Consider the following 13,632-nt stretch of genomic DNA (forward strand, 5'->3'; position numbering starts at 1 on the left):
GGACGAGGAGGATGGGGCCGCCGTTAAGACGTGCGACATATCGCCTCGAAAAACGATTTACCCCATTTGGCGATACCTGCGTCGTTTCAGGACTTGGCAGCTTTCTTGGCCTTTATTTTCCCCCGAACCGACAAGGGGGCGTCAATGAGAGTCTCGATTCGCACCAAACTCGCCGGCGGCTTTGCCGTCATGGTCTGTCTCAGCCTGTTTCTGGGCGGCATCGGCGCCTACAATCTGATGACCGTTCAGGAGCGCATGGAAGCGCTCCGGTCCGGGCCGATCGCGCAGAACGAGCGGCTTTTGAGCATCCGCTCGGCCGTGTCGGATATCGGGCGCCTCGTGAACACCCTGACATCGGTCGACGGCAGCACGTTCGGCGATACGCAGGAGGCGATCCAGGGCCGGTCGAAGGACGCGTTCGACGCGCTCGCCGAGTATCGCGCCAACGCGGCCCGGACCGAGATCCCCTCGGTGGATACGCTGAAGGGCAGCATTGAGACCTATCTGCGGATGACCAGGCAGGCGGCGGACTTCCTGACGCTGAAGACGAGCGATCCCGCCCAGCGGGCCGAAGCGCAGTCCAACGCGCGCTCGCTTCTGGGCGGCGGCATGCAGCCGACCATGGTGGCGATGATCAGCCAGGTGAAGACGCAGCTCTCGCGCGAGAAGAAGCGCATGAACGCGCTGTCCGCTGAGATCGACCAGGCCAACCAGCGGGCGCTCATGCAGCTGACGGCGCTGGCCGGCGCCGCCGTCGTCATGGGCCTGTTCCTGGCCGCCTGGCTCGGCCTGTCGATCTCGCGCGGCCTGTCGCGCTCGGTGACGCTCGCCCGCCAGATCGGCTCGGGCGACCTGACGCAGCGGATCGTGGTGAAGGGCCGTGACGAGATCGCCGAGTTGCAGCAGGCCATGAGCGACATGACGGTGAAGCTCTCCGAGATCGTGTCGGGCGTTCGCTCCTCGTCCTCGCTGGTCGCCGCCGGCTCCGCCCGCTCCGCTTCCACCGCCGAGCGCCTGTCGTCGGGCTCGACCGAACAGGCCGCCGCCTCGGAGCAGGCCTCCGCCGCCATTGAAGAGATGAGCGCGAACATCCGTCAGAACGCCGACAACGCGTCCACCACGGAGAAGATCGCCGCGCAGGCGTCGGAACATGCCGGAACGACCGGCGAGGCCGTGGCGCAGTCCACCAAGGCGATGCGCGAGATCGCCGAGAAGATCGCCGTCGTGCAGGAAATCGCGCGCCAGACCGACCTTCTGGCGCTGAACGCCGCCATCGAAGCCGCCCGCGCCGGCCAGCATGGCAAGGGCTTTGCCGTCGTCGCGTCGGAAGTGCGCAAGCTCGCCGAGCGCTCGCAGACCGCCGCGAGCGAGATCGGCGAACTCTCGGCCAAGACGCTGGTCGTCGCCGAAGAGGCCGGCTCGCGTCTGGAGCGTCTGGTGCCGGACATCCGAAAGACCGCGGAACTCGTGTCCGAGATTTCGGCCGCCTGCCGGGAGCAGTCGATCGGCGTCGAGCAGATCAACCAGGCGATCCAGCAGCTCGATCAGGTGACGCAGGCCAATGCCGGCGCGGCCGGCGAGATGACGGCCACCGCCGAGCAACTGGCGGCGGAAGCCGGGCGGCTGGAAGAGCGCGCGGGCTATTTCCGCATGACGGATGCCGAGCGCGAGCATTTCCAGAAGGCGGAAGCCGCCGAGATCGAAGCCACCAACCAGCGGATCGAGCGCGAGAAGGCGCGGCGGGGCGAGGCGTCGGCCAAGCCGGCCGCGTCCAAGGGTGCGGCGTCCAAGCCGGTTGCCGATCAGGCCGCCCCGCCGTCCAAGCCGGTCCGCGCGGCCAAGGCGCCGGTCGCGGCGGTGGCGGAGGACGATCTCTTCGCGGATGGCGGCGACAACCCCGTCCATTCGCTCCAGGCGCAGGCGGCGGACTTCGCCGCGCGCCCGAGCGCCAAGGCTGGCAAGGCCGGTTTCGCGCTGGATCTCGGCCGTGACGAGGGCTTCGAGCGCATGAGCCGGTAAGGCTCACGGGCCGCTCCGAGCGGGCGGCCCCGGTCTCCAAACCACGAAAGCCCGGCGCGACAGCCCCCCCCCGCGCCGGGCTTTCGTGTTCGGGCCATTCTTGTTGGAAGCGCGAGCGAAAGCGGCGTCTCATGCGTCCGGCCGGCTCAGCCGCAGATCGAACTGCGACAAGCCGAATAGCCACGAAAGGACGTGGGCACGCTTTCCAAATTGTAAGATGAGAGCCGGTGATTGGTGGAGCTGAGCGGGATCGAACCGCTGACCTCGTCATTGCGAACGACGCGCTCTCCCAACTGAGCTACAGCCCCGTCCACCGGTGAAGCGGGATTTAGATCAGGGGCGGGGTACCTGTCAAGCGGGCCGTTTCGATTCGGCCGCGTCGGCCTCCTCCGCCGTCAATTCGGTGCGAGAAGGGTGCGAAACGTTAGGGAAATACCCACTTCCCTCGTCGATTGTGCCAAAGCACATAGGTCCATCATCCAAAGGCTCCCCATGCTCGCCGTCGTTCAAGTCGTTCTTCTGATCCTCAACATTCTCTGGTGGATCATCATCGTCTCGGCGATCCTGTCCTGGCTGCTCGCCTTCAACATTCTGGACTACCGCAACAATTTCGTGCGCACCGTCAGCGACACGCTCTATCGCATGACCGAGCCGCTCTATCGCCCGATCCGCCGCATCCTGCCCAATCTCGGCGGGCTCGACCTGTCGCCGCTGGTGGTGCTGATCGCGATCTTCTTCATCCAGCAGCTGATCTATCTCTACGTCGTGCCCGCGATCTATCGCGCCGGCATCTGATGCTGCTTTCGGTGCGCCTGACGCCGCGCGCGGCGAGCGACCGGGTGGACCGGATCGCGCCGGGCGCGGAGGGCTGGCGCATCGAGGCGCGGGTGCGCGCGGTGCCGGAAAAGGGGCTCGCCAACGAGGCCCTGATCCGGCTCCTCGCCGATACGCTCGGCGTTCCCAAATCCGCGCTTTCGCTGAACTTCGGCTCCAAGGGGCGCGAAAAGCGCGTGCGCGTCGAGGGTGACGGCGCTAGTCTCGAGAATGCTCTTCGCGCTCACGCTTGTTTCCGCCCTTCTGGGGACGCCTGAGGACTCCCCGCCCCAGCCGCCTTCGCGTGCCGAGCTGACCGGCGCGGAAACGCCCGTCATCGAAAGCCTCTGCGTGTCGGCGGAACGGCCGGAGGCGGGCGGCGAGGCGCTGCGCTGCGCCGGCCTTCCGGGCTTCGATCTCTTTCTCGCAGGCCCGAGCGATCGACGGCGCGTCGCGATCGGCCGGCCCGAGGGCTTTGTTCCAACGCCGCCCGAACCGATGCGGCTCGGCTCCACGGCGCGCTGGCGCCTCGATGGCACCCGGCCGCTCGCCGTGATCCTGCGCTACAAGCTTGCAAGCGTGCCGGACGAAATCCTGCGGGTCGTCGTGAAGGCGCCCGTCGGCGAGACGCCCGGCTGTCTGGCGGCGATCCTCGCGGGCCAGGCGGGTGCCGAGGGCGAGGAGGCCGACGCCTTCGTGGACGGCCGCGCGGCGGCGTTTCGCTGCGGCGTGGACCGGCCCGCCTTCCTGGGGCCGCGCGCCGACCCGGCCTTGCAGCGGGCGGGCCTGGCCTGGGTTTCCGAGCCGTAGAGATCCCGTCGAACGAGAAAGGGCGCGGCTCCCTTTGGCGCCGCGCCCTCCTGATGGTCCTGCGAGCCGGATGGCTCAGGCGTTTTCCTGGCCCACCGGCGTCTTGTTCTTCTCGGCCGCCGAGGCCTCCTCGTAGCGCGTCACGGCTTCCGTGATGAGCTTGCGGGCTTCGGCCGCATCGCCCCAGCCACCGATCTTCACCCACTTGCCGGGCTCCAGATCCTTGTAGTGCTCGAAGAAATGCTCGATCTGCTTCAGCGTGATCTCGGGCAGGTCGGTGTATTCCTCGACCTTGATGTAGCGCTGGGTCAGCTTCGGCGAGGGAACGGCGATGACCTTCTCGTCCACGCCGCTGTTGTCCTCCATCTTGAGGACGCCGATCGGACGGCAGTTGATGACGCAGCCCGGGAAGAGCGGGCGCGTCGAGCAGACGAGCACGTCGATCGGGTCGCCATCGTCGGACAGCGTGTGGGGAACGAAGCCGTAGTTCCCGGGATAGGTCATCGGCGTGTAGAGGAAGCGGTCGACGAAGAGAGCGCCTGACTCCTTGTCCATCTCGTACTTGATCGGGTGGCCGCCGACCGGCACCTCGATGATCACGTTGATGTCCTCGGGCGGGTTCTTGCCCCGGGCGATAGCGTCGATGCGCATGGGAAAACTCCTCGAAAGCGTCGCGCGTGTCTAACCTGCCTGCCGCCCTCGAAGCAATTGGACTGGGTGTTTTCCCTGACGAAAGGTTAAAAAGCTAAGGGGACGGGATGAGCCCGCCGACGCCCCGACACCTTGGCCCCCTTTTTAAGGAAAGGTGAAGGCCAGCTTGCGCAGCGTCACGCCTTCGAACGTCTCCGTGCCGGTCGCGACATCGACGCCGCCCGCCGCCTGATAGAAGCGCACGGCGCCCGGGTTGTCCTCCAGCGCCCAGACGGCGGTTCCCGAAAGACCGCGCGAGCGGATCAGCATCCGCGCCGCCGCGAACAGGCGCTGGCCGAAGCCGATGCCCTGGAATTCGGGGCGCAGATACAGCTCGTACACCTCGCCCTCGACGCCGAGCGCCCGCGTCCGGTTGCGGCCGAGCGTGGCGTAGCCGCCCATCTCGCCGCCATATTCCAGAACGAGGATCGCCGCCTGGTTCTGGATGGCGCTGTGCCACCAGGCGGCGTTGCGGCGCTCCACCATGCGCGTCAGCGTTCGAAAGGGGATGAGCCCCGCATAGGCGCCCCGCCAGGAGGCCTCGTGGACGCGGGACAGGGCCGCCGCGTCGCGGGGCTCGGCCAGTCTGATCTCTGCGGCGATCGTCTTCATGGGCGATTAACCATGTCGAACGATTTCCGATCCAGCGCGAGGAGAAAAATCGCGCGGCTGATTCGAGAGGGCATTCGTCATCGTCACGGGTGGTACAAGCTCGGGCGCGTGGCGGCAACGGCTTGACGCGCCCGAAAATAAGCCGCCCAAGCGATCCGCTCCTAGCCGCGCCCGAGAACCCCGCCCGCCAGCGCCTTCTGGATGCCGGCGAGATTGGCCCCACGCGCGAGATTCTGGGTGAAAGGCTGGCTCTGACCGGAGACCCAGATGCGCAATTCGGCATCCGTGTCGAAGGAACCGGCGGTTTCCACCGAAAACATGGTCACGGCGCGATAGGGAATGGAATGATACTGGCGCTTGCGCCCGGTCATGCCCTGCTTGTCGATCAGGATGACGCGGCGATCGGTGAAGACGATCTGGTCGCGCATGAGCTGGAAGGCGATCTCGATGCCCTCGTTGGGCAGGAGAACGGGCTCCAGCTCGTGCGTCAGCGCGCCGACATCCACATCGCTCGCAAGGCCGAGAAGGCCGCTCAGGAATCCCATTTCGTCGTCTCCTCTTCAGCCGGGCCAGCCGGCGATCACGAGCTTGCCGAGCGTCGCGCCGGTTTCGCTGATGCGGTGTCCCTCGCGCACGGTCTCGGCGCAGATCGGGGCGAGCGTCCGCGTGCGCGTCGAATGCAGGCGCCCGGCGTCCACGAGGCGCGAGACCTCGGACAGGAGGCGGTGCTGCTCGATCATGTCGGCGGTCTGGAACAGAGGCCGGGTGAACATGAACTCGAAGTGCAGCGACACGGATTTCTGCCGGATCGGGGCGAGGTCGAGCGCGGCGCTGTCGATCACGCAGAGATCACCGAAGGGGCGGATCAGCGCGCCGATATCCTCCATATGCGAGGGCGTGTGGGTGAGGGCGAAGACATAGTCCACCGATCCGAAGCCGAGCTCGGCGATCTGCGGGGCCATGGGTCGCGAATGGTCGATCACGTGATGGCAGCCGTTGCGCAGGGCGAAGTCGCGCGTCTCCTGGCGCGAGGCCGTGCCGATCACGGTAAGGGCGGTCAATTGGCGGGCGAGTTGCGTCGCGATCGAGCCGACGCCGCCGGCCGCGCCGATCACCAGAAGCGTGCCGCGCTCGGTCGCGTCGGGCTGGATGCGGAAGCGGTCGAACAGGGTTTCCCAGGCGGTGATGGCGGTGAGCGGCAGGGCGGCGGCATCGGCGAAGTCGAGCCGCTCGGGCTTTCGCGCCACGATCCGCTCGTCCACCAGCTGGAACTCGGCATTGGAGCCCTGCCGATCCACCGCGCCGGCATAGAAGACCGGATCGCCCGGCCGAAACAAGGTCGCGTCCTCGCCGACCGCCTCCACGACGCCCGCCGCGTCGAAGCCGAGAACGCGCGGCAGGCGGTTCGCGTCGGCGACGGGGCCGCGCTGCTTGGTGTCCACTGGATTGATCGAGACGGCCTCGACCCGCACCAGGAGATCGCGGCCCGTCGGCACCGGGCGCGGCAGGTCGAGATCGACGAGATGGCCGGCGTCCCGGTCGGGCGGCGATTGCGCGTATCCCACTGCCTTCATGTCGGCCTCCGTCCTTTCCGCCCGCCTGACCTATCGCGCATCGGGGCGCCATCAAGATGCGGGGAGGCTCGGCGTCCGGCATCCCGGCGCTATCTGAGGATGTGAACCCCGGAGGGGCGTCCCGCGCAACGGGCGTCGAGGGATCACCGAGGAGGGACCATGTCCGAACCAACACGAGGGATGCGCGGCTCGGCCGCCGATCTCTTTCCCACCCATGTCCTGGGCCGGCCGGAGGTGCGCGAGCTGCCGCCTCCGCCCCTCAATACGGGCAAGCTGATCGGCCCCGGCATCGTCGCGGCGGGCGTCGGCCTCTCGTCGGGCGAATTCATTCTCTATCCCTACATCGCCTCCCAGGTCGGCATGGCCTTCGTCTGGGCGGCGCTCGTCGGCGTGATGACGCAGTTCTTCCTCAACATGGAGATCGAGCGCTACACGCTGGCGACCGGCGAGACGGTGCTCACCGGCTTCAGCCGGTTCTGGCGCCATTGGGGTCTCGTCTTCGCCCTCATGACCTGTTTCGCCAATCTCTGGCCGGGCTGGGCGACGAGTTCGGCCACCATGCTCTCCTACATCGTCGGGGGCGAGCCGCGCTGGATCGCGATCGTCATGCTCGTCGCCATCGGCCTGATCCTCACCATGGCGCCGGTGGTCTACGTGATGCTGGAGCGGCTGCAGATGGTGAAGGTCGCCGCCGTCGGCGTCCTGATCCTGATCGCCGCCTTCTTCGTCATCACGGCCGAGGACTGGGCGGCCCTGCCCGAGATCGTCACGCAGGCCCGCATCCCGACCGAGCTCGGCTTCGCGCTGCTTCTGGGCGCGCTGGCCTTCGCGGGCGCGGGTGGCGGGCAGAATCTCTGCCAGTCCAACTGGATCCGCGACAAGGGCTTCGGCATGGGCAAATACGTGCCCCGCATCAAGAGCCCGGTGACGGGCCAGCCGGAAGCCGCCCCCTCCACCGGCTTCGTGTTCGAGCCGACGCCCGAGAACATGGCGCGCTGGCGGCGCTGGTGGCGCTTCGCCAACTGGGAGCAGCTTCTGACCTTCGTGCTGATCACCTTCGTGACCATCACCTTCACCTCGCTGCTCGCCTATGCCACGGTCTTCGGCCGCGAAGGGCTGCCCAATTCGGTCGCCTTCGTGCAGTCGGAAGGTCTGGTTCTGGCGGATCGGGTGGGCGGCTGGTTCGGGGGCCTGTTCTGGTTCATCGGCGCCTTCTCGCTGTTCGGCGCGGCGACCGGCATCGTGGACTACACGGCCCGCCTCGCCGCCGATGTCCTGCGCACGTCCTATGTGCGGGGCGCCAACGAGAGCCGGCTCTATTTCGGGATCGTCTGGGCGCTGGTGGCGGTCGGAGTCGCGGTTCTGCTCATCGGTCTCACGCAGCCGCTCGTGCTTCTCGTCATCTCGGCCTGCGTCGGCGGACTGATGATGTTCCTCTACTCTGGCCTTCTGATCCTCCTGAACCGGCGCATGCTGGTGCCGGCGATCCGGCCCGGGCCGGGGCGCATCGCGGCCGTCGGTTTCGGCTTCGTCCTGTTCGGCGCCCTGTCGATCCTGACGCTCGGCCAGCAATTGCCCAAGCTCTGGGGGGCAGGCTGACACGATCGGGCTGACACGATCTCGGGCGGCGCTCCACGGGGCGCCGCCGGTCGGCCGCACTCGCCGCCCTGCTCCGTCGAGCCGCAGGGGAGGGCTCGGCGGTTCGGCGGGCAACAAAAAAGCGGCCGTGGCCGCTTTCGATCTTCGGACTTCGCTCCGGGCGCCGGCCTTCGGGTCCGGCCGCTCTCTCTCAGCTCCCCGTGCCGCGATGCAGGCGCGGCGGGCGACGGAAGACCCAGGGTCTGTCGGGTGACGACTGCTCGAACTGCTCGGAGCCGTAGGTGTTGGACATCGACGCCCATCCGTCGCGGGGCATGTCCGTGGGTTGGCGGTCGTTGTTGCTGACGATCTCGCCGGCTTGGGGCGACAGGTACGACATGGCGTTTCCTCCTTGTTAAGAGAACGGAGGGGGCGGGGCGTCGTTCCGGAAAATGCTCAGCCGTTCGGCACGATGATGAAATCGTGACCAGCCGACATGAAAAAGGGGACGCGGCACGCCGCATCCCCTTTTTGTCTTGCTCGCGGAAAGGCGCCGATCAGGCGACCTTGCGGCTCTTTTCGAAACGCTTGCGCTCGTTCGGGTCGAGATAGAGCTTGCGCAGGCGGATGTTCTTCGGCGTCACCTCGACCAGCTCGTCGTCCTGAATCCAGGAGAGAGCGCGGTCCAGCGTCATGCGGATCGGCGTGGTCAGGCGCACGGCCTCGTCCTTGCCGGCGGCGCGGATGTTGGTGAGCTGCTTGCCCTTGAGGACGTTCACTTCGAGATCGTTGTCGCGCGAGTGAATGCCGATGATCATGCCGGCATAGACCTTGACGCCCGGGTCGATCACCATCGGACCGCGGTCTTCGAGGTTGAACATGGCATAGGCCACGGCCTCGCCCGCCGCGTTGGCGATGAGAACGCCGTTGGTGCGGCCCGGCAGTTCGCCCTTGTAGGGGGCGTAGGAGTGGAACAGGCGGTTCATGATCGCCGTGCCGCGCGTGTCGGTCAGGAGTTCCGACTGGTAGCCGATCAGGCCGCGCGTCGGCGCCAGGAAGACCAGACGCTGGCGACCGCCGCCCGAAGGCCGCAGCTCCTTCATCTCGCCCTTGCGCTCGCTCATCTTCTGAACGACGACGCCCGAATGCTCCTCGTCGACGTCGATCACGACCTCTTCGATCGGCTCCAGCGTCTCGCCCGTCGTTTCGTCCTTCTGCATGACGACGCGGGGACGCGACACGCCGAGCTCGAAGCCCTCGCGGCGCATGGTCTCGATCAGAACGGCGAGCTGAAGTTCGCCGCGACCCGAGACGAAGAACGAGTCCTTGTCCTCGGATTCCTCGATCTTGAGCGCGACATTGCCTTCGGCTTCCTTGAAGAGACGGTCGCGGATCACGCGGCTCGTCACCTTGTCGCCCTCGGTGCCCGCGAGCGGGCTGTCGTTGACGATGAAGCTCATGGTGACCGTCGGCGGGTCGATCGGCTGCGCGACGAGCGGCTCGCTGACCTGCGGATCGCAGAACGTGTCGGCGACCGTGCCCTTCTGCAGGCCGGCGATGGCGACGATGTCACCCGCCTCGGCATAGTCGATCGGCGTGCGCTCCAGACCCCGGAAGGCGAGGATCTTGGAGATACGGCCCGATTCCAGAAGCTGGCCTTCGCCGTTCAGGACCTTGACGGCCTGGTTCGGCTTGATCGAGCCGGACTGGATGCGGCCCGTGATGAGGCGGCCGAGGAACGGGTTGGCCTCGAGGATCGTGCCGATCATCTTGAAGGGCTCGTCCTTGCCGGCGGTGTCCGGCTCGGGAACGTGCTTCAGGATGAGGTCGAACAGCGGCTCCAGGCCCTTGTCCTGCGGACCATCGGGCGCATCGGCCATCCAGCCGCCGCGACCCGAGCCGTAGACGACCGGGAAGTCGAGCTGCTCTTCGGTGGCGTCGAGATTGACGAAGAGATCGAAGATCTCGTTCAGCACTTCCTCGTGACGCTCGTCCGGGCGGTCGATCTTGTTGATGGCGACGATCGGCTTCAGGCCGACCTTGAGCGCCTTGCCGAGCACGAACTTGGTCTGCGGCATCGGGCCTTCGGAAGCGTCCACCAGGATGACGGCGCCGTCCACCATGTTCAGGATGCGCTCGACCTCACCGCCGAAGTCGGCGTGTCCCGGCGTGTCGACGATGTTGATGCGGACGTCCTTCCACACCACCGAAGTCGCCTTGGCGAGAATGGTGATGCCGCGCTCCTTTTCGAGGTCGTTGGAGTCCATCGCACGCTCTTCGGTGCGCTGGTTCTCGCGGAACGCGCCGGACTGGGCGAGGAGCTTGTCGACCAGCGTCGTCTTGCCATGGTCGACGTGCGCGATGATCGCGATGTTGCGAAGCTTCATGAAGGCTCACCGAAAGGAGTTGGAACGCGTCAGAGGGCACGTCCCAGCGGAGACGGCCCGAGGAAATTCGCGGTCATTGGGCGGTCTCATAACGGATTTTTCGCAAAAGCGAAAGGGAGGGTCCGCAAAGACCCTCCCTTGCAGGATTCGCATGGGTCGCCGGAGGGCTCCGGCGAGGGTGAGCCCCTCCGGCGAAGCGGAGAAACCCCAAACCTCTCAGGCGGAGAAGCCGCGCTTGCGCATCATGGCGTCCGGGTCCGGACCACGCCCCCGGAAGCGCTCGTAGAGAAGCGCGGGATCGTCCGAATTGCCGGCGGCATAGACGAAGTCGCGCAGCCGACGGGCGGTCTCGGGGTCGAACGGGTCGCCCCGCTCCTCGAAGGCCTCGAACGCGTCGGCGTCCAGAACTTCCGACCACATGTAGGAATAATAGCCCGCCGAATAGCCGTCGCCCGAGAAGATATGGGCGAAATGCGGCGAGCGGTGGCGCATCACCATCTCGGCGGGCATGCCGAGCCGGTCGAGGATCTCGCGCTCGCGCGCCATCGGGTCGGCGGGCGCTTCGCCTTCCTGGTGCAGGAGAAGGTCCACCAGCGCCGAGGACGTGTATTCCACCGTGTTGAAGCCGGCGTCATAGGTGCGCGCGGCCTTCAGCTTCTCGGCCTCGGCTTCTGGCAGCGGCTCGCCTGTCACCGCATGGAGCGCGTGGCGCTCCAGAATGACGGGCACGTCCAGCCAGTGCTCGAAGAGCTGCGAGGGCAGTTCCACGAAGTCGCGCGAGACGGCGGTGCCGGCGAGCGAGGGATAGGTGACGTCGGACAGGAGCCCGTGCAGGGCGTGGCCGAACTCGTGGAACAGGGTGCGCGCGTCGTCCACCGAGAGAAGCGCCGGCTCGCCCTTGGCGGGCTTGGCGAAGTTGCAGACATTGTAGATCACCGGCGTCTGACCGCCGTCGATCCCGTGCTGCGAGCGGAGCGCGCTCATCCAGGCGCCCGAGCGCTTGGAGGACCGCGCGAAATAATCGCCGACGAAGAGGCCGCGCAGCGCGCCGTCCGCGTCGAGAACCCGCCAGGCGCGCGCGTCCGGGTGCCAGGCCTTCAGATCGGGCAGCGGCTCGAAGCGCAGGCCGAACAGGCGACCCGCCACGTCGAAGGCGGCGTCGATCATGCGGTCGAGCGTGAAATAGCTCTTCAGCGCGCTTTCATCGATCGCGAATTCCGCATGGCGCCGCTTCTCGGACCAGTAGCGCCAGTCCGCCGCCGTGAAGGGCGCGTTGTCGCCGCTCGACGCCGCGAGATCCTTGAGCGTCTGCGCATCCGCCAGCGCGGCCTCGCGCGCCTTGTCCCAGACGCGGGTCAGGAGCGCCTCCACATGGGCGGGGGTCTTGGCCATCGTGTCGTCGAGCTTGTAGTCGGCAAAGCTCTCGAAGCCCAAAAGCTTGGCCTTCTCGGCGCGAAGGCTCAGCATTTCCGCGATGATCGGGCGGTTGTCGTGCGAGGCGTCCATCTCGCCGCGCCGCGTCCAGGCCGAGAACAGCTCCTCGCGCAAGGCCGCATCGGGGCAGAAGGTGAGGAAAGGCACGATCACCGAGCGCGACAGGGTGACCGCCGGCCCGCTCGCCCCGCGCTCCTCGCCCGCGTCGCGAAGCGCGGAGGCGAGGAAGCCGGGCAGGCCCTCGAGATCGGCTTCGTCCAGCGGGCGCGCGAAGGTCCGCTCGTCGTGGAGGACGTTCTGCGCGAAGGCGGTGCCGAGTTCGGCGAGCCGGGCGTTGATGTCGGCGAGGCGCTCGCGCGCCGCCCCTTCCAGCTTGGCGCCCGAGCGCACGAAACCGGCATGGGTGCGCTCCAGAAGCCGCAGCGCCTCGGGCTCGAGGCCGAGCGTGAGACGCTGCGCGAACACGGCGTCGATGCGCGCGAAGAGGGCCGCGTTCAGGGTGATGCGGGAGGAATGGCGCGAGAGCTTGGGCGACACCTCGCGCTCCACGGCCTGCAGCCCGTCATCGGTGTGGGCGCCCGCCAAAGTGTAGAACAGGGCGGCGACGCGGCCGAGCGGGCGTCCGGCGCGTTCCATGGCGACAATCGTGTTGTCGAAATCGGCAGGGGCGGGATCGGCGGCGATGGCCTCGATTTCGGCGGCGTGCAACGCGATCGCCCGGTCGAACCCTTCAGCGAAATCCACAGGTTGCAGGGCGTTGAAGTCAGGCAACGATTCGGGCGAATTGAAGGCGAACCGGCCATCGAACTCGGCGATTCTTCGCTCAGGCGACATATGTTGGGGCATTCCGCTCTTCTCTTTGGCCAAGAACACGGTTAGGTGACTGTAGGCTTTCCTTCAGGGCGTATGCAGGAATACGTCACTGGGGAAGGTTTCGGAAGACTTTGTTTCAAAATCGGATTGTAGACCTTAGGGAATGTGATCCGGGAAGGCATGGATGCAACGTGTCTGAAAACGCAACTGGAAACATGTTCGGCTTCTTGCTGACGGACACCTCACGTCTGTTCCGTCAGTATTTCGAACGGATGGTGACGGAAAACGGCTTTGGCCTGACGCCGGGGGAAATCCGGGCGCTGGGCCATGTCATTCGCTTTCGGGGCGCGCGTCAGGCGCTGCTGGCCGAGCGCATGGGCGTCGAGCCCATGACGCTGTCGGCCTATCTCGACCGGCTGGAGACGAGAGGCCTCATTCGCCGCATGATGGACGCCAGCGACCGGCGCGCCAAGCTGATCGAGCCGACCGACGAGGCCTATCGCGTGATGCGCGAGATGGAGCCGATGTTCACGCGGATTCTCGACCATTTCACGCAAGGCATGAGCGAAGACGAGTTGATCGCGATCACGAAGGGGCTGGAGCGGATGCGCGCCAATCTCACCAGCGACCCGCAGATCATCGCGCCCGTCAATATCTACAATCCCGATTTGACGCTTCCCGCGTCCGACGAGAACCCGTGCCGGCCCCGCGCCCCCCGCAAGAGCGAAGCGCGTTCGTCCGAACCCAGTCCCTGACGGATCGGGGCGACGCCTGCCGAACGCGGCCGGCCCGATCATCTGCCCCTCGCATCTCGCCAGACACGGGCTCGCCCGCCGGTTATCCGCAAGACGCCGCGTTTCGCGCGCGACCCGACGCGTCCTTCGCTCGATCCGTCGCCCGCC

Annotated in this window: 13 protein-coding genes and 1 tRNA gene; 6 read left to right on the top strand and 8 right to left on the bottom strand. The window is 66.9% G+C overall.

The features are described from left to right. Positions 1–144: 144 nt before the first annotated feature. Entirely contained in the window at positions 145–2,019 is a 1,875-nt protein-coding gene (locus B146_RS24765; RefSeq protein WP_019994811.1) for a methyl-accepting chemotaxis protein, read from the top strand. 232 nt (positions 2,020–2,251) lie between these two features. Here B146_RS24765 and B146_RS0102380 read toward each other — a convergent pair. After that, positions 2,252–2,327 (bottom strand) — tRNA-Ala (locus B146_RS0102380). Between the two features lie 184 nt (positions 2,328–2,511). On the opposite strand from B146_RS0102380, the gene B146_RS0102385 reads away from it, so the two are divergent. From B146_RS0102385 to B146_RS0102395, 3 genes are read left to right on the top strand one after another with little or no spacing between them, the layout of a single operon-like run. After that, the gene (locus tag B146_RS0102385) at positions 2,512–2,814 is read left to right on the top strand and encodes a YggT family protein (protein ID WP_019994812.1); all 303 of its coding nucleotides are present in this window, start codon (positions 2,512–2,514) and stop codon (positions 2,812–2,814) included. Next, positions 2,814–3,110, top strand: a complete 297-nt coding sequence (locus tag B146_RS0102390) for a DUF167 domain-containing protein (RefSeq protein ID WP_019994813.1) — start codon at positions 2,814–2,816, stop codon at positions 3,108–3,110. The genes B146_RS0102385 and B146_RS0102390 overlap by 1 nt, the downstream gene beginning before the upstream one ends. Then, positions 3,064–3,642, top strand: a complete 579-nt coding sequence (locus B146_RS0102395; protein ID WP_019994814.1) for a hypothetical protein — start codon at positions 3,064–3,066, stop codon at positions 3,640–3,642. Before B146_RS0102390 ends, B146_RS0102395 begins: the two co-directional genes overlap by 47 nt. Positions 3,643–3,717: 75 nt before the next feature. Here the strand turns inward: B146_RS0102395 and ppa are convergent, their stop codons facing one another. The 4 genes from ppa to B146_RS0102415 form a co-directional block, all read right to left on the bottom strand. Next, a complete protein-coding gene (gene ppa, locus B146_RS0102400) occupies positions 3,718–4,293 on the bottom strand; it encodes an inorganic diphosphatase (protein WP_019994815.1) in 576 nt (191 codons plus the stop codon). A gap of 144 nt (positions 4,294–4,437) precedes the next feature. Further along, positions 4,438–4,944 carry a GNAT family N-acetyltransferase gene (locus B146_RS0102405; RefSeq protein ID WP_019994816.1) on the bottom strand — a complete coding sequence of 169 codons (507 nt, stop codon included), beginning with the start codon at positions 4,942–4,944 and terminating at the stop codon, positions 4,438–4,440. Between the two features lie 161 nt (positions 4,945–5,105). Continuing rightward, positions 5,106–5,489, bottom strand: coding sequence for a PH domain-containing protein (locus B146_RS0102410; protein WP_019994817.1), 384 nt, complete (start codon positions 5,487–5,489; stop codon positions 5,106–5,108). Positions 5,490–5,504: 15 nt separating this feature from the next. Further along, on the bottom strand, positions 5,505–6,518 hold the full coding sequence (locus B146_RS0102415; protein WP_019994818.1) for a zinc-binding alcohol dehydrogenase family protein: 1,014 nt from the start codon (positions 6,516–6,518) through the stop codon (positions 5,505–5,507). A gap of 159 nt (positions 6,519–6,677) precedes the next feature. On the opposite strand from B146_RS0102415, the gene B146_RS0102420 reads away from it, so the two are divergent. Next, positions 6,678–8,117 (top strand): Nramp family divalent metal transporter, encoded by a 1,440-nt coding sequence (locus B146_RS0102420; protein ID WP_051091482.1) that lies wholly within the window; start codon positions 6,678–6,680, stop codon positions 8,115–8,117. A 190-nt stretch (positions 8,118–8,307) separates the two neighbouring features. On the opposite strand, the gene B146_RS0102425 is transcribed toward B146_RS0102420, so the two are convergent. The 3 genes from B146_RS0102425 to B146_RS0102435 all read right to left on the bottom strand — a co-directional run bounded on the left by B146_RS0102425 (position 8,308) and on the right by B146_RS0102435 (position 12,763). Beyond that, a complete protein-coding gene (locus tag B146_RS0102425) occupies positions 8,308–8,496 on the bottom strand; it encodes a hypothetical protein (RefSeq protein WP_019994820.1) in 189 nt (62 codons plus the stop codon). A 157-nt stretch (positions 8,497–8,653) separates the two neighbouring features. Next, positions 8,654–10,483 (bottom strand): translational GTPase TypA, encoded by a 1,830-nt coding sequence (gene typA, locus B146_RS0102430; RefSeq protein ID WP_019994821.1) that lies wholly within the window; start codon positions 10,481–10,483, stop codon positions 8,654–8,656. 216 nt (positions 10,484–10,699) lie between these two features. Beyond that, positions 10,700–12,763 (bottom strand): M3 family metallopeptidase, encoded by a 2,064-nt coding sequence (locus tag B146_RS0102435; RefSeq protein ID WP_040408117.1) that lies wholly within the window; start codon positions 12,761–12,763, stop codon positions 10,700–10,702. Positions 12,764–12,945: 182 nt separating this feature from the next. Here B146_RS0102435 and B146_RS24770 point away from each other — a divergent pair, with 182 nt between their 5' ends. Continuing rightward, entirely contained in the window at positions 12,946–13,485 is a 540-nt protein-coding gene (locus B146_RS24770) for a MarR family winged helix-turn-helix transcriptional regulator (RefSeq protein WP_019994823.1), read from the top strand. The last annotated feature ends 147 nt before the right edge of the window (positions 13,486–13,632 follow it).

The sequence above is a fragment of the Aureimonas ureilytica DSM 18598 = NBRC 106430 genome (genome assembly GCF_000382705.1).
Lineage (GTDB): Bacteria > Pseudomonadota > Alphaproteobacteria > Rhizobiales > Rhizobiaceae > Aureimonas > Aureimonas ureilytica.